This window comes from Sphingobium sp. (assembly GCF_032153725.1).
Lineage (GTDB): Bacteria > Pseudomonadota > Alphaproteobacteria > Sphingomonadales > Sphingomonadaceae > Sphingobium.
This window is the reverse complement of the sequence record NZ_JALDYQ010000060.1, coordinates 13830-33159: the sequence shown is the minus strand read 5'-3', so window position 1 is coordinate 33159 and position 19330 is coordinate 13830. Positions and strand designations below refer to the sequence as shown.

The window sequence follows — 19330 nt, the reverse complement described above, 5'->3', positions numbered from 1 at the left end:
CGATCTGATCACCCACACCCAGCGCTTCGGCGACAGCATCTTCCCCTGAACCAACCTCCTGCCTGACGCGTTGTATGGCGTGGATCGGCTGGCAGCGGCCGGTTTTATTGAACCCGTTCATCCGGTTGACGAACGCTGAGTGGGCTGCACCATATATCGATGGCGAATGCGGTGCCGGGCATGCAGTGTGGAATGATGCGCGCATCGCGGGAGATTGCCGGGATGCCTATTGCAAGAGCAGAAAAAAGGAACGATTGTTCTTTTCATTGCGCACGAATTTCTTGACGTTTTTGCCTTTATCCGCTTAATAAAGAAATCCTAGCTAATAAAATCGATTCGGAAAGGGAGAGGGTTCGCGATGCGCAGCCGTTCGAATGCCATCAAGGCGGAATCAGATTTTTCGACACGGATCGATGTCGACAAGTTGATCCACACATCTCAGATCGTTGCCGGCAATTTCGAAGCGTTGGATCAAGATTTGATCAAAAGGGTGGGCCGCTTCGTCGACTGGCTGAATCAACAACCGGCGCTGCGGCCCGACCAGAAGGCGGGGGTTGAGTTGCAGCTTCGCAACCTGCTTTCCACGCGCCTGCGCCTCAGCGCTGATCGCAGGCGCCTGCCAGGCATCGCGCAGGAGAAGATCGAGCGGCCGATCTTCGTCATTGGCTTCGCGCGCACGGGCACGACGCTCACGCATTCACTGCTGGCCGAGGACCCCGGCGTGCGCGCGCCGCTCTGGTGGCACACGCACTCGCCTTGTCCGCCGCCTGGGGAGGTCCCGGTCACGCCAGAACGGATCGAGCAGACGGGCAAGCAACTGGACGAGATGTTGATGCTCGCACCGGGACTGCTGACCCTGCACCCCTATTGGGACAAGGGCGGCCATTGTCCGATCGAGTGCGAGGAGATCTTCACTCTCGACTTCCAGAACGCCTATCCCTCTTTGCTCTACAAGGTTCCGGCGCTGGCGATGCTGCTGGATGCCAATAATATGGGCGACGCCTATCGCTTCCACCGCGAATTCCTTCAGCAGCTCCAGTGGAAGCAGCCGACCAAGCGTTGGGTGGTGAAGGGCATCTACCACCAGTTCGCGCTGGACGCCCTGTTCGAGGCTTATCCTGATGCGCTGTGCATCTGGCCGCATCGTGACCCGGTACAGGTGCATCCTTCCACGATGGCGATCACAGCGGTGCTCTATGGCGGCATCACCGACTGGCAGATGGACTTCAAGACGCTGGGTCCCGCTTTCGTCAACAGCATCGCCGCATCGGTGTCGGAAGCGATGGAGAACCCGCTGGTCGACGATCCCCGGATTTTCCATGTTGATTTCCATGATCTGACCCGCGATCCTGTGGATGTCATCCGCCGCGCCTATGGCCATTGGGACCTTGATTACACGCCCGAGTTCGAGGCGCGCATGCGCAGCTGGCTGGCCGATCCGTCCAACGCATCCAACCGCTATGGCCGCTACGACTATGCCCTTGAACCTTTCGGCTTGACGCGTGAAATGATCGAGAGCGCATTCGAAGGCTATTCACGGCGGTTCAAGCTCGGCCGCTTTGCCTGATCTTCGGACCATCCGAGCCCGCGCGGGGGTTCGCGTTTGGCCCGATCGGCATGACAAATGGCGTTGAGGTGTAGAAGTTTGGACCTAATCCGACGGTGTCATAAGTCTCGAAGCGCGACAGCGGCGGATCAGACGTGCGCCGGTTCGACCCCCGTCTGCAGTGCCTCGGCGGGGCGATCGGGTCGGCCACGCAAGCGGGTCGCCAGCAAAATGCCGATGAGGCTGAGTCCCGCGATGAACGCGAAGACGGTCAGATAGCCGATTGGCGCGGGATGGCCGGCGCCAGCTGAACCGGCCACGGTCGAATGGGCGAGAATGACCATGATGATTTGTGCGCTGACCGCGTGGGAGAGCCCGCGTACCACGGTGACGACGCCGCCGGCCTCGCTCGTGCGATCGAACGGGGCAGCCGCGATGACCGAATTGTAGATGCCCACGCCCAATAGCGCATTGCCCGCCATGCAAGCGAGGCTGGTGATCGTCATGACAATCCAGATATTGCTGTTGAAGGTCGTCAGGAGCAGCCAGCCCGTGGCGTTCAGCATGAAGCCGCAGATCACGACGAAGCGATTGCCGCGCGATCCCGCAATATGACCTGCCACCGGCGCCATCAGCGTGGCCGAGAGATTGGGCGCCATCATCAGCAAGCCAGCGAGCGTGGCGGTCAGGCCGAGGCCGATCCCTGTCGATACCGGTTGCTGCAGGAACAGCATCTGGAGTTGCATCACCTGTGCGCCACCTCCGGCGAACAACGCCATGCACGCCATCGCCGCAAGGAGTTCGCGACGAGTGAACAAGCGCACGTCGATCAGCGGCTGCGGATGTCGCCATTCGTAACGCAGCCAGATGATGAACAGTGCCATGCCACCGATGAGCAAGGCCAGGATACGCATATCCAGAAGGCCCCATAAGCGAACATTGGTCAGCCCGAGCAGCATCGCGGCAACAGCCGGCACAAACAGGATGCCGCCGAGCTTGTCGATCCTGCCCGGGTTTGTTGCCACCGGTCCGCGCGGCAGCAGTACAGCGGCGAAGATCAGGGACAGGCCCGCCACCATGGCGCTGACCAGAAAAATCCAGTGCCATCCGCCGGCATCGACCAGCACGCCGCCGAGCACCATACCGACCATGCCGCCGATCGCGCCTGCGGAATAGAGGATGCCGATCGCCAGCGGCAGGCGCCTGACCGGTATCACTTCGCGCGCCAGCCCGAAGGACAGCGGCATGATCGCGCCAGCCACGCCCTGCAGCGCCCGGCCCAGGATCATCACGGTAAGTTCCCTGGTCATGGCGCTGATCAGGGAGCCGATGACAGCACAGGCCAGCACGATGATCACCATGCGCTTTCGGCCGTAGATATCGCCCAAACGGCCGAAGATCGCCGCCGCGGCCGCCGAGACAAGCACATAGCCCGTGACGAGCCAGCCGACATTGGCTGCGTCGCCATAGATCGCGATCAGTTCCTTCATCGCCGAATAGATCATCGTCGACTCGATGCCCGATGTGATGTCGGCGAGGACAAGAATGGCGACGAAGAGCACCCATTTCCTGCTCGGCTGGTTGGTGGTCGTGTCTTGGATCATCGGCTGCTGTGCTTCCTCATGCGCTGGATCATTCGTACCACGCCGGCCATGGCCCCTGGCTGGCGCTTGAAAAATGGGAGACGGGCGCGCGCCTGATGTTCGTCGCCCGCCTTAGCGGATGTGTGGAGCGAAATCGCTCCGTCCTCTTAATCTGTGCCGAAGTGGAAGGTCAGATCCACGCCGAAGAAGCGCGGATCACCCGGAAAGAGCGGAAGGCCGATCGCGTTGGCCAATGGCACCACCGAGGAGTTGAACTTTTCCTTGGTGACGTTGGTCGCCCACAGCGACGCATCAAAGCGCGATCCGGCGATGCCCTTCCAGTCGAGGCGCACATCGAGCGTGCCGTACGGTTTCTGCGAATAAATATCGCGTGGACCGCAATCGCTGGCCAGACAGCCCGGCGAGGTGCCCTGCTGCGAGTCATCCCAGAACATGCGGCTTTGATGATAGTAATTCGCGCTCAGCCGAACCTCGCCAACGCTTTTGTCGAGCGGTAGCGTGTAGGAGCCATTGACCGTCAGCGTTTCCTTGGGAACCAGCGAAAATTCAAAGTTCTGCGCGTTGAAGGTCGAACCAGCGAACGGGAAGAACGGCCCGGTGTATTTCGCGTCGACATAGCCGTAGGACGCGCCCAATTCGAGCCCGCGGACCGGCTTGATCGAAAGCTCGGCCTCGAAGCCCTTCAGCCGCGCGCTGGTGGCATTGACCAGCACCGCGCTGGTCACGGCGGTTGGGTTTTGCGCCTGGCGAACGACATTGTTGAACTTTTGCGTATAACCGGAAATATTGGTCCGGATGGGAATGCCGAAGTCCCAATCCTTCTTCAGGCCGACCTCGAAATTCTCCACAGTCTCAGGCTTGTAGCCCTGCACATAGGCCGACAGGAAATTCTCGGATATATTGAAGCCGCCCGCGCGATAACCCGTCGAATAGATGAAATAGACCATCGAGCGGGAGTCGATTTTGTAATCAACCGATGTGTTGTAGGTGAACTTCCTGTAGCTTCCCGAGGCCGAGGCAAGACAGCCAGGAGGAATGCCCGCATCGGTCGGCGAATTGCGCAGACGGCAGTTGGTCGACGTGATGGTGAAGCCCTGCTTGCTCATCGCGCGCTTGTCGTAGGTGTATCGTCCACCAGCCGTCACCGAAAGTCCCTCGATAGCGGCGAAATTATAGGTCGCCTGCGCATAGCCCGCGATCGTCTTCGACTTCGCGGTTGCGGGGCGGCCCGAATAGCCGAAGCCTGAGCCCTGGCTCGTCTGCTTGATCCGGTTGTCGAAATAGAAGCCGCCGATCGTCCATTGAAGTTGATCGTCAAACGCCTTGCCCTGGAACTGAAGCTCTTCCGAGATATCGCGGCCGTTGTTGAAATAGTCGTTGACCACGTTCTGCGTCATGGAAGCGGGTGTACCCGTGGCGTCGATGCCGAGGGCGCGCTTCATCCACTTGACACCGGCGATGTTCTTCACCGTGAACAGGTCGGTTTCGATCGTGAGTATGTCGACCGCCTGATGCAGCTTGACCGTGTTCGGCGATCTCCAAACGTTCTGCGTGCTCCAGAAATCGCCCGCCAGCTGCCGGGCCACATAGGGGGCGTAGACCGCCGCGAGCGGAGCCCGTGGCGAAACCACAAAGAGGCGGGGACGCAGACCGTTATCGGCGTGAAAATAGGAGCCCTGATAGACGAGATAATTGTTGATCCTGTCAGTCGCCTGGAAATCCATGCCGACGCGCCAGTCATAGCTCTCCTGATCGGCGAGCCGCTTGGAGAAGTCCGTCACTTTGCCGAACCTCCAGCTGTAGCCCGCCGCCGCCGGAAGATCGGCAGCAGCAGCTGCTGCCGCTGGATCGACGATGTTTTTCTGCCAGCCGTCACGGTTGACGGTGTTCAGCGCGAAGCGGAACGCCACGCGTTCGCCGACCGGCAGGTTGAGGGTGGACGTACTCGTGAAGCCGCCACCACCCGGAACCCCGATATAACCGGCACGGATCGAGCCACCGAACTGATGCTTTGGCTTGGCCGGTGACAACAGGATTGCACCACCGGTCGAGTTGCGGCCGAACAGCGTTCCCTGTGGCCCCTTCAACACCTGGACATTTTCGAGATCGAACATGCCGAGTCCCAGGCCCTGTTGCAGGCCAGTCGGGACTTCGGCGAAATAGACGCCGATCGACGGGTCCTGGCCGGGCTGCGCCTGACTGTTGCGCTGGCCGCGGATCGAGACGACGAGCGCGTCTGATCCCTGGAATTTGGTGATGCGCAGCGCCGGCACGTGCGCGTTCAGATTTTCGAGCGTGGCGATGCTCTTGCGCGCGAGATCCTCGCCCGAGAGCGCGGTGACCGCGACCGGCACGCTCTGCAGGCTTTCCGTGCGGCGACGGGCCGTGACGACGATATCGCCGATCTCTGCGTTGTCGCTTTCCTTGACCGCGGCTTGGCCCGCATGAGCTGGCGTCACGCCAATACAGGTAAGCCCCGCTCCTGAAACCGTGAGCGCAAGGCCCAATCGATTCGCAGTGGTCGCCCAAATGGATTTTTTCATCCTGTATCCCCCATGTCCTGTCGTTCGACAAAACAGGACATTATGGGAGCGCGAATCCTAATCCAGACACATCTGCCGTGCGATAATTTCAAGAGGAATGGTGCTGAGGCTTAAGGCTTTGAAAAATAATATGTGGAATGACAATATCCTGCGCGTGATATATAAATATCATTGAGGACAAGGCGCTTGTTATGGGACGCCGTCGAGATAGTCTTCAAATCCCGTAGCTGTCATTCATATAGGGGCGGCAGTTCGCTCGCTTTCAAGGCCGAGCGGCCGCGCTTGTCTCCGGATGATGATCAATAACATCCGATAGTCGAAGAAATCTATCCGATCATGACGCCACGGCCTGTGATATCATGAGCTCATATCGGCGCCTGAAAGGCTGGCTGGCGCCATGGAGAGGATGAGGCATGACTGTCGATGTGATCAACCGTCCCGAGGCTGACGACCTGCAGGTGCAGGACGTCGTCGCGGCCGGCGAGCTGGAAAGCTGCAACCACCTACTGGACGACCCGGCAGCGCTCAATCGCTTCTACGAGGATAATGGCTATATCCTGCTGCGCGGGGTGTTCGATCCCGACACTGTCGCGCGGGCGCGTGACGAGATGTTGGCCGTTGCGGCACAGATGGGCCTGGTCGAGCCGGGCGACCCGACAGGCCGCTGGACCGGCAAGGCACTGCCTGCCAGCATGGAGGAGAGCGACCTTTATGCCGGCATCGCCAAGCGGCTGATCGAGGACCCCGCCAATCTTTCGGTGATGGAGAAGGTTCTGGGCGAGCCGGCCTGCTCGGTGCCGATCGTGCAATATCGCACCTATCCGCCGCACAGCAAGCTGGGCACTGTCCATCAGGACGGCTTCTACAGCCCCGGTATTCAGGATTATCGTCCCGTCTGGGTATCGCTGACGCCCTGCACCCGGGACATGGGCGGACTGGCTTTGGCGGTGGGGCAGAACAAGCGGGGTTATTTCCACAATGTCGGAAAGCCCAACCCCTTTCCTATTCCGCGCGATGCCATTCCCGACGAAAGCTGGGCGACGACCGATTATATTCCGGGCGACGTACTGATAGTGCATCCCTGCACGCCGCATTGTGGGTTGCCCAATACCAGCGATCGACTGCGCATCTCCTTCGACTCGCGCGTGCAGTCGGCCGCCAATCCCAGTGCCGTCGCCGGAACGGTCACGGCTTTCACTCCCAATTCCGTGACGGTGGACGCCGACCGCGTCGGCGAGATTACGCTGAGCGTGGACGAGGACAGCTATTTGCGGCCGGTCAATCCGGGCGTGCGCGAGAAGTTCGAAGATTTTGTCGACTATATGAAGCCGGGAATGCGCCTGGTCGTGGTGCGCGATGGGGACCGTACGGTGATGCTGCGCAGGGCAGCGGAAGGGTAGAATCACGCCATTCGGCATGACGATGTCGGATAAAAGGAAAGGGCGCCGATCAGGCGTCCTTTCCTTTTCGCAATGGGTCCGATGACGCCGAAGATCAGCGAACTGGCTGCGATCGCTGGCATTCCTTGCCGTTTCGGGCATTTGCGCGACATGGGCCGGCCTCTGCCAGGGCTATCGTCCTCGACATGCAGATCGCAATCAGCTGAGGCTTCGCGACACCATGGCTCGGGCCGCAACCCGCACGACAGCTTTCCGGAGGCGGGCGCGCAAGTTCCTTCACAGGATGGTTTAGGAAACACGCCATTATCTCAATGGCTTGTCGTGACATTTTTCGGGACGATGGGGCGTCGCCCCGACCGGATAAACAGATAATAGGTGCGCTGAAGTGCCCCAGGCGCTAAACCTGTAACAAGGCGGTGGTTTCAACTGCCGACAAAGACGAGAGAGGAAGAGTGTGGAAGCGGTGCGCGGCCAGGGGCTGAGAATCTACGCGGAATTGCGCGGCGAGGAAGCCGCCGAGCAGATGGCCAGCACCCTCAACTCAGAGAGTGACAGCTTCTCCAAACCTGTCTCGGACCTGGCGACATGCTTCGCTTTTGGTTCGGTATGGTCGCGTGAAGGGCTCGAGAGGCGCGAACGAAGCCTGATCACGATGAGCGCCCTGGTGGCGCTGCGGCAACCCGAAGAGTTGCGAAAGCATATCCAGATCGGATTGCGCAACGGACTGTCGGTCCTGGAAATCCGCGAGACGCTCGTGCAACTCGTTCCCTACGTTGGGTTCCCGGCTGTTGCCAGCGCCATCGAGGTTGCGATGAAAGCGCTGAAGGAAGCCGGCATTGACCCGAACTGCTTGCATAAGGAATGATCCGATGGCGTCGATCCTAGATCCACGAGAATTTAAAGATCTGAACGAGTCAACTCATCTGGTGGGTGATCTGGAAGGTTTGCAAGAGGCGTGGGACCGAGACGGATACTGGTTCTTTCGCGATGTTCTCGATCAGGAAGCTGTCGCGAAATTTCGTGACGCATACGCTGCCGAGCTGCTGCGGCAACAGGTCGTTGAAGAAGGTGATCTGCTGTTCCGCTATAACGGTCAGCCGTTCGATGCCGCGGCCTTTCGCGAGAACGTCCGGCGGACGGATGCCTGGCGGACGTTCGTGGATACTCCATCCATCCACGCGTTTTTTCGCTCTCTTCTGGGCGATGAACCGCACTGGATCGCGAACATCGTCAATCGGGGCACCCCGCCGAACGGTAAGGCAGGGGAAGAGCGTACGCTTTTCATTCATCAGGACGGTGCGTTCAACCGCGGCATACCCTTTTTCGTCACCTGGGTTCCCCTGGTCACAGTCACGGCGGATATGGGCGGCGTGGCGGTTGCGGAAGGGCTGCACAAGGGAGCCATTCTCCATCCGGTGGTCGATGACCTGTACTCGGGCATCGAGCTTGATTCCATTCCCGGCAGTCAATGGAGGCACAGCGAATACCGCCCCGGCGATCTGCTGATGATGGATGTGATGACGCCGCATACCGGCCTCACCAACATCTCCGACCGGTTCCGGTTCTCGGTCGACTTGCGGGTCATGCGGGACAGCGACGATAAACCGGCCATTGGCACCCTTGTGGCGTTGCGGGACGATGGATTGACCGTGCGCACCGAGGAGGGAGAACGGTCGTTCAGCCTGGACTCCGACACCTATTTCCGGGGCATGGATGGAAAGCGCTTGCCGTTGGCCGACGTTCCCGACCGTTTTGCGATTGGATCGATGGTGTTGGTGGCGCATAATGCGGGTCGCGCGATGATGGTTCGACCACCGCATTGATCCGTGCTGAAAACGTACAGGAGCTTCTGCCATGACCGATGCCATTTTGCGCGAATGTGTGGATGGGCCGGTCTATGGTGAGCCGATTTTCGGCACCGACACGCATTCTTACGGAATTGACGATGCATGGCCCGCATGTCTCTCCCCGCAGATATGGGAGGAATGGGATGCGGGCGTGCAGCGTTGTTCAAGCGTTACATCTCCGTGGCGGCCTATCCGGAGGATGACTTGCGCAGCGTGATCGATCAGGCGGGCAGCGCGGATTGGCTGTTCTTGGGGTCGGATTACCCGCATCCGGAAGGCGTGGCTGAGCCGGGTTCCTTACGCAGGAAGCATGCGGCGAACTCGCCGCCGAGGAAACCTGGAAGGTCATGCAGGAAATGGCATGCGCCTTATGAACTTGGCTGTTTGAGGCGACCAAGCATTTAGCGGTCGGGATCGACCGGCATTTCGCCGCAGGAGAATGATGTGGCTAATGGTTATGTTGCTCAGACTATGAGGGAGCCGTCCCAACTCGAGTTGGTAATGGATGAGTGGAAACAGTCATGGCGCCCTGGAGTGGCTGCCCTGATTGCGGGTTCGATCAGCTATTCTCTGTTCTCAGCTGTCTCGAGCCTTTTCGTAGAACCCCTTGAGCGGCAGTTCGGCTGGACCCGGGGGGAGATTGCTGCCGTCCATTTGTTCGGGATTTTCATCGCATTCGCGAATCCCGTCCTGGGGCATATCATTGATCGCTATGGTGTGCGTCCCGTTCTATTGGTCGGTTCGGTCCTGACGGCGAGCGGTTATGGCCTTCTGGCGATGATGCAAGGGTCGCTGGAATATTATTATGCCGTGTATTTCTTTTTCAATCTTGTCGGCCTGTCGACAACCGGACTTGCCTTTACACGGGTGATAAGTGGCGCATTCAGTCGCACCCGCGGGACGGCGCTCTCGCTTGGTCGATCGTCCCTCGCGATCTCGGGCGCCCTGATGTCGATGATCCTGTTCCCTGTGATCACGCGCTTCGGAACGGCTGGCGGCTACCTGATACTTGGCTCGCTCATTCTCCTTATAGCACTTCCGCTGATCTTCCTTTGGGTCCCCAGCAAGAGCCAGGAAATCAAGGCCGGGCGTCTCCGCACGGACGAGAGGGGGCATCGCATCCGTTTTCTGCTCACCCGTCCGAAGGTTGGCATTCTCTGCGCGGCGGCGGCGCTCAACTATGCGCCCGTCGTATCCATCCTGTCGCAGATGAAGCCGCTCGCCATATCGAAGGGGCTGGACGTCACCATGGCCGTCGGCGCCATTTCGATGATGGGCATTGCGGCGGCCGCAGGAGCATTGCTGAGCGGTGTGCTGGTCGACCGGTTCTGGGCGCCGGCAGTTGCCTTCGTTCTGAATTTGGCCCCGGCGATCGGCTGCCTGTTTCTGGTTCAGGATCACGTCTCTCCAATGGCATTTTATGGCGCCATTCTTCTTCTTGGCCTGGGGCAAGGAGCCGAACTTGATATCGTTGCCTATATGATCGCGAAATATTTCGGATTGGCGAGCTATGGGACTGTTTTTGGCCTGACAAGCGTGGGCATTGCGCTTGGGGTCGCGGCGGGGGCAACCATGATCGGCGTGTCCTACGATCATTTCGGCAGTTACAACATCGCCCTGATGGTTGCATCAGCCTGCTTCACTTGCGCGGCATTATGTTATCTTGCCATGGGCCGCTATCCCCAACCTGGAGCCGTCGGCGCGCCAGAGTAAGGCCGGGGATTGGGGGGGGGCGGTGCCGGAAGGGACGGATTCTGGCACCGCGCCATCACCATTCGCTCCGATCACGCACTGGCCCGCCGGGCGCTTCTCACCGCGATGAGCGCAGCCAGTGCGGGTCATCGCGGAAGCGCTTGACCGCATGCCTCCGCCCAAGCCTCTGTCTGACAGAAAAGAACGGCGGGCACGGATTGCCGCGTTTTTTAAGCGCCTTGGCGCGGATCGCGTTCCGCTCGGTGAAGAGGGGCGGCGGCATTCTTGATGCGATTGACGGGAAGGGGGCCTCTTGCCCCGCGCTGGCGCTGGCGCTGGCGGATTCCGGGCTGTTGCCAGAGGAGGGCCCGCGATGCGGTAAAAATGGAACGAATGTTCTTTTTTCCGTTTCGGGGCGCAGGCTAAGACCGTCAAATCGTGCCTGTCGCGATTTTTGGTTCCAGTGAACGAAGCTCGAATGCGCTAGCGATCGCGTCGCGATGCATGCGGGCGATATTTTATGTTCACGGGTTCACTCCGTAACCGCGCGCATGGAAATCTACTTTACCAAGAGAAGCATTTTGCCTATGCTAAACGCAAAGTTGCACGGCCGGTCCGAATTTTGAAAATCGGAAGTGGAGAATGTCATGGCGGAGATAGCCGCCAATGCCGCATTTCTTTTACCAGGCAGTGATTGAATAACCGCATCCGGGAGCGGGAGGAGATGGATCATGGTACAACACTCGATCGGCGTGAATTTATGGCCGTTGCCGGCAAATTGGGAGTATTCGCCATGGTGAGCGCCAGCCTTCCTGCCGCAGCGAACGGCGCTACCGCCAGCTCTTCCAATCCCATCGCCAATCCCGATCAGTTCGCCGCGGAGGAACTGGTGCGCCGGCTGTGGGCAACCGACCGGATCAAGCAGGCGCGGCGCATCGTCGCGCAGAATTTCGCCATCGCCCACGGCGCGGAGGTGCCGGACGAGGCCAAATCGACCTTCGAAGGCGCGATAGACGAATTCGTCGTCAATTATCTGTTCAAGGCGGCGGCCTATGATCCCAGTCATCCGCGCATTGTCCGCCTGTTCATGCATGGCTACCGCTGGGCCGACAGGGACGTTCCGTCAGCCCGCATGGGTGGCGACAATCCCGATAACGTCTATCGCGTCGCGGGAATCGGGCATGGGCATCGCTATGTGTTGAAAGGCAAGCCTGCCGGACCGGTGGCCCCTTCCATCAGCCTGACGCTCGTTGCCAATTGGGGCACGTCGATGACCGTCCAGACGTTGATGTACGACGAGCTTGACCTGGCGGCTGACGGCTCCTTCGAGATCACGATCGACGACCAGCCCGCCAATGGTCGGAAGAACCATATGACCACGGTCGAGGACGTCCGCTTCCTCTTCGTGCGGGATAGCCTCAGCGACTGGGCCAGGCAGAGTCCGCTCGATCTGCAAATCCAGTGCCTCGATCCGGGGCCCACGGCGCTAACCGAGGAGCAACTTGCGACCGAGGCCGCCAAGCGGATGATCGAGGAGGTGCCGCTCTATTTCTGGTTTTCGCGCATGTTCAGCGCCCTCAAGCCCAACACCTTGTTGGTGCCTGACGGTCGGGCGGCGTTCGGCGGACTGGTCCGTCAGACCAGCAGTCGCGGGAACATCGTGCTGGCGGACGATGAAGCGTTCGTCGCGACCTATGATCCGGCGGGCGCGCATTATTCAGCCGTCGCGTTGCACGACTGGTGGTTCCGCTCGATCGACGCGCATCGCATCCTTTCGAGCACGACCACCGACATGGCAGTGCGTAACGGCGACGGCACCGTAACGGTCGTCGTCGCCCCGCACGATCCCGGGGTCGCCAACTGGATCGATACCAATGGTCTGCATCATGTCCAGTTCCTGGTGCGCTGGCAGGGGGTGGATAGGGTGCCGACAATCCGGGGGACGGTTGTGAAGGTCGCGAATCTCGATCCCGCCTTGCCGCGAGTGACCGTGGCGCAGCGGGCGGCGGAGGTCGCCGCGCGCCGGGCCGCCGCCGATCGCCGCACGACTGTCTGACGGCCGCGCGCGAATGCGATGAGAGGCCCCCCCCGCCCCCGCGCCCGTCGGGATGCTGGAGAAATATGACCATGGAACTGAACGGAGATTTCTATCAGATCGGCATTGTCGTCCGTGATATTGATGAAGGCATGGACCATTATCGCAGGCTGCTTGGCCTGGGTCCGTTCTGGCGGCTCGATACCGATTATGAGGGGCGCTATCGCAACTGGCGCGGCCGTTTCGCCAACAGGAATGCCTTCACCAAATGGGGCGACGTTTATCTGGAGATGATCCAGCCGGTCGTGGGCGAGGGCAATGCGAAGGAATGGCTGGAGACGCGCGGCGAAGGCATTTTCCACATGGGCTATGCGGTGGACGACATGACACAGCGCCCCGGCGGCGCCGAATGCGTGTTTGAAAGCTGGGGCGCCACGCTGTCCAATGGCGATGCGGCGGTGGTCCACCTCGACACGGTGGCGGAACTGGGCTTCTTCGTTGAACTGTCGGACCGTGCGCTGGTCAACAGGCTCAATGCCGGCATCGACCGCTTCATGGCCGAGCAGCAGGGGGGATGAAGGCATGAGCCTGCGTTTCCGGCGCAAGGTGATGATCGTCACCCGGAAGCGGGCATCTGCGGGAGTTATCTGATCGAGGCGGGCTGACCGCGCCGGCCATCGCCTTGCGGCCAGGAATTATGGCTGCGACGAAAGATTGGCCATGCGATACTCCCGGGGCGAAATGCCCATGTGGGAGTGGAACACCTCTCGAAATGCGCCGACGTCGCTATATCCGACCAGATGCGCGATCTGCTCCACCGAAAAGCGGGTCCGTCGCAGCATGGAAAGGGCCGTATCCATGCGCACGGATCGTAGAAAGTGGGCCGGCGTAGTGCCTGTCGAGCGGTGGAAGCGACGCGAAAGCGTCCGCGCGCTCACGTTGAAATGCGCCGCCAGGGACGGAATGTCGATCCGGTCCTGCATATGCGCGATGATCCATGCCCGCGCCTCCGCCACCAGCAAGTCGCTGTTCTGGCGCATGGGCAGATGGCTGTCGTCGGGGACCACCGCCTCGAGAATCCCGCATTCCCGCCGATAGCGCTCAGCCAGGCCATGGGAATGGATTCGCCGGGTCAACATCACGGCGAGCGCGAAGGTCGACGCACATTCGCCGGCCGTGAGAATCCTTCCATATTCAACGATCCCGCCGACATGGCCATGGGTGATGCGCGGATATAGGCTTCGGATCAACTGATTGTGGCGCGGCGGGATGGATGCTGGCCCTCCGTTCAGCATAGCCGCAGCAGCCAGCATCAGCACGCCCGTGCCGATGCCGCCGATCCAGACTCCGCGTCGATACTCCGCCTCCAGCCAGGTAAGACATCGTTCGTCCGGGACGGGAATGGACCCGCTCAGGTCCGCGCCCGCCGGCAGAATGATCGCGCTGCACCCGATCGGAAAAGCGTCGGACCCGGGAGACACGAGCGGCTCGAATAACGAAGATGGCTGTCCACCGGTGCGGATCAGTTCGACGTCGAGCACCGGAGTCCGTTCCTGCTCTCCCATCTGGCCATCGGCCTGTCTGGACAGGCGCGCTAGGTCGAGGAAGGGGGCGACGCTCGCCAATTGGGTGTCGGGCGAGCAGAGGATGGCGATGCGGAGCGTGGAAACGGGATGTGGCATGATCGGCCGCTATTATGTCCGCTTTTCCCCTGTTTTGTCCATGGCCTATGTTGCACACCCAATCGCATCCACCATGCTGGGGTCTGACAAGATGACCGCCCATTTTTGAGATTGCTGGAGAAAGCCATGTCACTTCAGACGAGTCCCCTGTCTTCCCATCTCGGTGTCGAGATTACGGGCGTCGATCTGTCGTCGGAGCTGGATCGGGCGACCAGAGACGAGATTACCCGTGTCTGGATTGAACATGGCGTCGTTCTGTTCCGCGGCGCGGCCGTCGATGACGAAGTCCATATGCGGCTGAGCAGGGTGTTCGGGGAACTGGAGCCCTCGGCCACCGCATCGATGAACAACGCACAGAATCCCTATATGCTCGATCTGCGCTACGATCCGGAAAATGAGGACCCGCGCTTCAACCAGCATTATAATGTCGATGGTCATGACCGCGCGGGCTATATCGGCTGGCACTGGGATCAGGCGTTCATGCCGACCATCGTGCGAGGGGCGGTTCTGCGAATGGTCAATCCCGCGAGCGAGGCGGGAGAAACCGGCTTCGTCGATGCGATCCGTGCCCATGAACGATTGCCGGACGATCTCAAGAAGCGGATCGAGGGACTTGAGGTCGTCTATCAATTCTGCGGCACGATGGACGCCAACACCTTCGGCGTCGGCCAATTGAAGCGCCTGCCCCGCAAGGTGATACCCGGCAAGTCGTCGGACAGGGGTTTTGATTTCCCGGCAGTGGTCCACCCGATGGTGATCACCCAGATGGAAACCGGCCGCAAGGTACTCAAATTCTGCCCCATGCATACGCCACATGTGCTGGGCATGGACAAGGATGAGAGCCACGAACTGCTTGCCGAGGTGAGTTCCTATCTGCTTGATCCGACCTATATGTATTTTCACAAATGGCAAAAGGACGACATGATCGTCTGGGACAATTGGCGGATCATTCATTCCGCGGCTGGGGTTCCGCTCAATGTCTCACGCTACGCCAAGCGGACCACCATCATGGGCGACTATGCGGTCGGCCGCTATCTTGATCCGGAACTCGATCGCAATCGTCAGGTTTCCCGCATTGTCGACTGAGTGAGGCAGGCGCTGGGGCATTGCCCTCGTTCTCCGGCCGATGCGGCCGATACGACGGCTATGTCGCCATTCATCGTAAAAATATTGAATGGAACCAATTCGTCCGTTGGATCAAGCCATGGTCCGCTAGAAAAGCCTATTGTGCATAGGATGGGTCGCGACGGTCCAGCAGGCGCAGCATCGCCGGCCATTCCATCTCGCCGATGACCTGCTGGCCGATCTGGTTGCCGTCCCTCGGCGCCATCGTTTCTGCTGTTTGCTCGGCAATTGCCATTTCCGGAATGATAAGGTCAGCGCCGGACGACATGGCATCGACCTGCGCCTTGCACGCCATCTCCAGAAAATAAGCCAGGCTGAAGGCTTCGGCGACCGATCGGCCCAGCACAAGCGTGCCGTGATTGCGCAGCATCATCGCGTCATGCCGCCCCAGGTCGGTTACGAGTCTGGCGCGTTCCTCCGCATTCACGGCCGGGCCTTCAAAATCATGATAGCCCATCCGATCGTAGAAACGCATGGACGTTTGCGAAATGGGGAGAAGCCCGCATTTCATGGCCGATACGGCCATGCTGGCGCGGGTGTGCGTGTGGATCACGCAGGCCGCATCTTCCCGCCCGCCATGGACCGCGCTGTGGATGATATAGCCAGCATGATTGACGCCATAGTCCGTGTCCGGTTGCAGGATCACATTGCCTTCAAGATCGATCTTGTAGAGGCTTGAGGCAGTGATTTCCTCATAGTGGAAACCATAGGGATTGATCAGGATATGATCCTGCCCGTCTGGCACCCGGGCGGTGATATGATTGTACACCAGATCCGTCATGCCGTAATGGGCCATCAGTCGGTAACAGGCGGCAAGATCGACACGCAATGCCCATTCTTCAGGCGAAACCTTGTCGCGCAACGAAGCGCATGCTGCCAGACGCACGGTTCCCATTTTTTCCTCCATCAACCGGCCAATGCCGGTATTGCCGTGTTCGCCACCTTCGGCATGGCCGGGCCAAAGGGGCGGTCGCCGCCGATCTGGACCCGATGCATTTCGCGCCGATGGCCATGATAATCATTCAAGGCGAAATGTTGGGTGCAGCGGTTATCCCAAAAGCCCAGCGTGCCCTTGCGGTAGCGGAAGCGGCATGTGAATTCCGGCCGGCGCGCATGCTCCAGGAAGAAGTCGAACAGCGGCTGGCTTTCCGCTTCCGTCATATCCTTGAAGCGAATCTGATAGCCGGCATTGATGAAGAGCAGCTTCCTGCCGGTTTCGGGATGGATGCGCACCAGCGGATGCTCCATTTCATCGCTGACATCAGCATTGATATCGAACTCCATGCCCTTCTGCTTGACCTTGCTTTTCGCCGCATCATCGGCGCCACGGTCCGGATCGTAGGATACCGCAGCGGTATGGACGACGATGAGCCGGTCAGCCAGCTCCCTCATGCCCGGCGAAAGCGTCTCATAGGCAAGATAGAGATTGGAGAACATCGTGTCGCCACCAAAAGGCGGCGGATCGACCGCGTAGAGCATGGACCCCAGTGGCGGGCATTCCATGAATGTCACGTCGATATGCCACAGTCCGCCAAAATTCAGCGTCTTCACCGAGTCATCGGCGTCGCGGATCAGCGGCGCAACCTCGGCAAAGCCCGGCAAGGTCTTGATGAACGGATGCTTGGTCAACGGGCCGAAATTACGGGCGAAATCGCATTGTTGTCCGGGCGTCAATGACTGATCGTGGAAATAGATCACCAGCTGTTCCTGGAACGCCCGCTTGATCTCTCCCAGCGTCTCATCGTCCAACGGCCGAGAAAGATCAACGCCGCTGATTTCGGCGCCCAGGGCGCCGCTGACGGGTTCCACTATGATGCGTTTATAATCGCCATTCATGCCATCTGTCCTAGATACCATCTATCGGAGCGGGCGAACTGTCAGGGGAGGCGTTGTCACCGACCGGGGCGCAGCCGCATGCATGAGCATGATGGCTGCAGGCAACCCCGAACCTCTCCATTCGATGCCAGGCGCACGCGCCGCGCTTATCACTGTGTCTGTCAGACCATCCTGGTGGCTGATCCGCAACGAAGTTTTTTGGCTTTGACCTCAGACGCAGATTATACCCCCGCGTATGCCATTAATATATGGCGTTTTTATTCCGATCATCCGGCGTAGGAAAAAGCTCCCCGGGCCATCACGGCACGTCCGAAGAATCGATCGCGTCCGTCCAGCCGATTGAGGGTGCTGCCATCTCAATTCTTGGCCGTGAGATAATAATGCAGCGCCTCATGGAAGTTACTGATAGCGCGTTCCTGCAGCGGATTGGGCCTTGCGCCTTTGAATGCCCGCGACTTCATGCCTCGCTGCACCTCGCCCATATTCTGGAAATCCTGGGACAGAATGAGTCCCCAATCTGCCGTGCGCCAATCCGCGGCTATTTCCACCTGGACATCCTTCGGCTCCTTGCCTGGAGCGAATCTCTCCAGCACATAGACCTCGAAAATACAGCTATCGGGATCGTCCCCATTCGGCCGCGCGCGATAACCCAGCAGGTTTGTGGGCTGTTGCAGGAAGACCATATTGGGGAAAATATGCCAATCCGTGCCGGCTGCGATTATCTGTTCGACCGAAATATCCGGCCATGGCGTTCCATCCGCCGTCGTCTCTTCCCGGTGGAATCTGGCGAATGCGGCGAGCACCTCAGCGCCTGGGGCATCGACGGGCAACTCATTCTTTACCCGATCGGCCGCCCGCACCATTGCCGTCGTTACCGTGGCATCCAGCGTTTCCCAGATGTTGCGAACGAACCATGAAAAGCCGTCGCGGACACTGACGGTGCGGCGCGTCTCCTCATCGGCAATCCGACGGCTCGGAACCCCCCTTACACGGGCGGCGTCATAGCCGAACATCCCATGCTTGCCATAAGCCTTGCTATAGCTGCGATCATCCTGTGCCGCCAAAAGCTGGCGATGCGTGGTCTGCACATGATAGCCTTCGTCAAAGGCCTCCTGCGCGACCTTCCAGTTGCAGGGCAGAATGACCTGCCTGCGCCAGCGATACCGCATCTTGTCGAACTCATAGGGGTCCAGCATCGACTTGGCTGGTTCCAGGAAGCTCTCCAATGGCTCGCAGTCGGAATCCATATTCACGAAAATCCAGCCACCCCATGTGCCAACCATGACGGGTACCAGCGAAACGTCCGCGTCGCTCAGCAAATCATTCCAGTCATGCCGATCGACGATGTGCGTTGGCGTGCCTTCGAGGCTCCATTGCCAGCCGTGATATTTGCAATGGAAACGCCCCATCCGACCACAACCGGTGGTGAGTCGCCGGCCCCGATGCGGGCAAACATTGTGATAGGCTGCGATAGCGCCGTCCTGACGCCGCACCACCGTGATAGACTGATCGGCTATGTCGTATGTGTAGAAATCGCCCGGATTTGGGATTTCCTCTTCACGGCATGCCATCTGCCAGACCCGTGCCCAAAGCCTTTCCGCTTCCAGTTGGACATAGGGACGCGAAATATAGCCTTCGACGGGAATGAAATCGATCCGGACTGCCTGATGCTGCGTCCTGCCTTCATCTTTCCGCATTTCCCGATCCATTGCGCAATTCCACTTCCAAAAGGCTAAAGGTTGGTGAGCCACTTCACTCGACTTTGCTCAAGTCAAGTCGCTTGAGATTTCCGACGTCCACGGGCAGTCGCATCTTACCAACCCAAAGACGCTGGGTCCAATCAGGATGGTTCCGCAATCCTCGTCCGACGCTGACCAAAAGGTCCGGCCCACGGTGCATATGGGGGTGAACAGCGGCGCAGCGATGCGGTTCTGAACGGCTTCGATCAATTGCCTCACCTCCGCATCGGGCCCTCTCCTTGTCCCGCATGATGGCGTTACCGTGCCTTAAAAAGCAATCG

General features: G+C 59.7%; 14 protein-coding genes. 8 read left to right on the top strand and 6 right to left on the bottom strand.

All coding sequences use genetic code 11. From position 1 onward, the window contains the following. Nucleotides 1-358: 358 nt before the first annotated feature. Nucleotides 359-1567, top strand: coding sequence for a sulfotransferase (locus RUH75_RS17570; protein ID WP_313808446.1), 1209 nt, complete (start codon nucleotides 359-361; stop codon nucleotides 1565-1567). A 128-nt stretch (nucleotides 1568-1695) separates the two neighbouring features. Here the strand turns inward: RUH75_RS17570 and RUH75_RS17565 are convergent, their stop codons facing one another. Both RUH75_RS17565 and RUH75_RS17560 read right to left on the bottom strand, forming a co-directional pair. After that, nucleotides 1696-3150, bottom strand: coding sequence for an MFS transporter (locus RUH75_RS17565; protein WP_313808444.1), 1455 nt, complete (start codon nucleotides 3148-3150; stop codon nucleotides 1696-1698). Nucleotides 3151-3296: 146 nt separating this feature from the next. After that, a complete protein-coding gene (locus RUH75_RS17560) occupies nucleotides 3297-5693 on the bottom strand; it encodes a TonB-dependent receptor (protein WP_313808442.1) in 2397 nt (798 codons plus the stop codon). Nucleotides 5694-6106: 413 nt separating this feature from the next. On the opposite strand from RUH75_RS17560, the gene RUH75_RS17555 reads away from it, so the two are divergent. The 6 genes from RUH75_RS17555 (at nucleotide 6107) to RUH75_RS17530 (ending at nucleotide 13245) form a co-directional block, all read left to right on the top strand. After that, a complete protein-coding gene (locus RUH75_RS17555; RefSeq protein ID WP_313808440.1) occupies nucleotides 6107-7093 on the top strand; it encodes a phytanoyl-CoA dioxygenase family protein in 987 nt (328 codons plus the stop codon). Nucleotides 7094-7547: 454 nt separating this feature from the next. Further along, a complete protein-coding gene (locus RUH75_RS17550) occupies nucleotides 7548-7958 on the top strand; it encodes a carboxymuconolactone decarboxylase family protein (RefSeq protein WP_313808438.1) in 411 nt (136 codons plus the stop codon). Between the two features lie 4 nt (nucleotides 7959-7962). After that, the gene (locus tag RUH75_RS17545; RefSeq protein WP_313808436.1) at nucleotides 7963-8916 is read left to right on the top strand and encodes a phytanoyl-CoA dioxygenase family protein; all 954 of its coding nucleotides are present in this window, start codon (nucleotides 7963-7965) and stop codon (nucleotides 8914-8916) included. A 558-nt stretch (nucleotides 8917-9474) separates the two neighbouring features. Further along, on the top strand, nucleotides 9475-10653 hold the full coding sequence (locus tag RUH75_RS17540; RefSeq protein WP_313808434.1) for an MFS transporter: 1179 nt from the start codon (nucleotides 9475-9477) through the stop codon (nucleotides 10651-10653). A 772-nt stretch (nucleotides 10654-11425) separates the two neighbouring features. After that, nucleotides 11426-12688: a DUF1214 domain-containing protein gene (locus RUH75_RS17535; protein WP_313808432.1), complete on the top strand. Its 1263-nt coding sequence runs from the start codon at nucleotides 11426-11428 to the stop codon at nucleotides 12686-12688. Nucleotides 12689-12759: 71 nt separating this feature from the next. After that, nucleotides 12760-13245, top strand: coding sequence for a VOC family protein (locus RUH75_RS17530; protein WP_313808430.1), 486 nt, complete (start codon nucleotides 12760-12762; stop codon nucleotides 13243-13245). Nucleotides 13246-13362: 117 nt separating this feature from the next. Here RUH75_RS17530 and RUH75_RS17525 read toward each other — a convergent pair whose 3' ends face one another. Then, entirely contained in the window at nucleotides 13363-14349 is a 987-nt protein-coding gene (locus tag RUH75_RS17525) for a GlxA family transcriptional regulator (RefSeq protein WP_313808428.1), read from the bottom strand. Between the two features lie 126 nt (nucleotides 14350-14475). Between RUH75_RS17525 and RUH75_RS17520 the strand changes: the two genes are divergently transcribed. Beyond that, nucleotides 14476-15435: a TauD/TfdA family dioxygenase gene (locus RUH75_RS17520; protein ID WP_313808426.1), complete on the top strand. Its 960-nt coding sequence runs from the start codon at nucleotides 14476-14478 to the stop codon at nucleotides 15433-15435. A gap of 136 nt (nucleotides 15436-15571) precedes the next feature. Here the strand turns inward: RUH75_RS17520 and RUH75_RS17515 are convergent, their stop codons facing one another. The 3 genes from RUH75_RS17515 to RUH75_RS17505 form a co-directional block, all read right to left on the bottom strand. Beyond that, nucleotides 15572-16369, bottom strand: a complete 798-nt coding sequence (locus RUH75_RS17515; RefSeq protein ID WP_313808424.1) for a class II aldolase/adducin family protein — start codon at nucleotides 16367-16369, stop codon at nucleotides 15572-15574. Between the two features lie 11 nt (nucleotides 16370-16380). Further along, nucleotides 16381-17310 (bottom strand): TauD/TfdA family dioxygenase, encoded by a 930-nt coding sequence (locus RUH75_RS17510; protein WP_313808422.1) that lies wholly within the window; start codon nucleotides 17308-17310, stop codon nucleotides 16381-16383. A 356-nt stretch (nucleotides 17311-17666) separates the two neighbouring features. Then, nucleotides 17667-19007: an aromatic ring-hydroxylating dioxygenase subunit alpha gene (locus tag RUH75_RS17505; protein WP_313808420.1), complete on the bottom strand. Its 1341-nt coding sequence runs from the start codon at nucleotides 19005-19007 to the stop codon at nucleotides 17667-17669. Nucleotides 19008-19330: the final 323 nt, after the last annotated feature.

Bases quoted from the DNA above. Each gene is read 5' to 3' on its own strand.
- RUH75_RS17570 (WP_313808446.1), top strand. From the start codon at position 359: ATGCGCAGCCGTTCGAATGCCATCAAGGCGGAATCAGATTTTTCGACA.
- RUH75_RS17565 (WP_313808444.1), bottom strand. From the start codon at position 3,150: ATGATCCAAGACACGACCACCAACCAGCCGAGCAGGAAATGGGTGCTC.
- RUH75_RS17560 (WP_313808442.1), bottom strand. From the start codon at position 5,693: ATGAAAAAATCCATTTGGGCGACCACTGCGAATCGATTGGGCCTTGCG.
- RUH75_RS17555 (WP_313808440.1), top strand. From the start codon at position 6,107: ATGACTGTCGATGTGATCAACCGTCCCGAGGCTGACGACCTGCAGGTG.
- RUH75_RS17545 (WP_313808436.1), top strand. From the start codon at position 7,963: ATGGCGTCGATCCTAGATCCACGAGAATTTAAAGATCTGAACGAGTCA.
- RUH75_RS17535 (WP_313808432.1), top strand. From the start codon at position 11,426: ATGGTGAGCGCCAGCCTTCCTGCCGCAGCGAACGGCGCTACCGCCAGC.
- RUH75_RS17530 (WP_313808430.1), top strand. From the start codon at position 12,760: ATGGAACTGAACGGAGATTTCTATCAGATCGGCATTGTCGTCCGTGAT.
- RUH75_RS17525 (WP_313808428.1), bottom strand. From the start codon at position 14,349: ATGCCACATCCCGTTTCCACGCTCCGCATCGCCATCCTCTGCTCGCCC.
- RUH75_RS17520 (WP_313808426.1), top strand. From the start codon at position 14,476: ATGTCACTTCAGACGAGTCCCCTGTCTTCCCATCTCGGTGTCGAGATT.
- RUH75_RS17515 (WP_313808424.1), bottom strand. From the start codon at position 16,369: ATGGGAACCGTGCGTCTGGCAGCATGCGCTTCGTTGCGCGACAAGGTT.
- RUH75_RS17510 (WP_313808422.1), bottom strand. From the start codon at position 17,310: ATGAATGGCGATTATAAACGCATCATAGTGGAACCCGTCAGCGGCGCC.
- RUH75_RS17505 (WP_313808420.1), bottom strand. From the start codon at position 19,007: ATGCGGAAAGATGAAGGCAGGACGCAGCATCAGGCAGTCCGGATCGAT.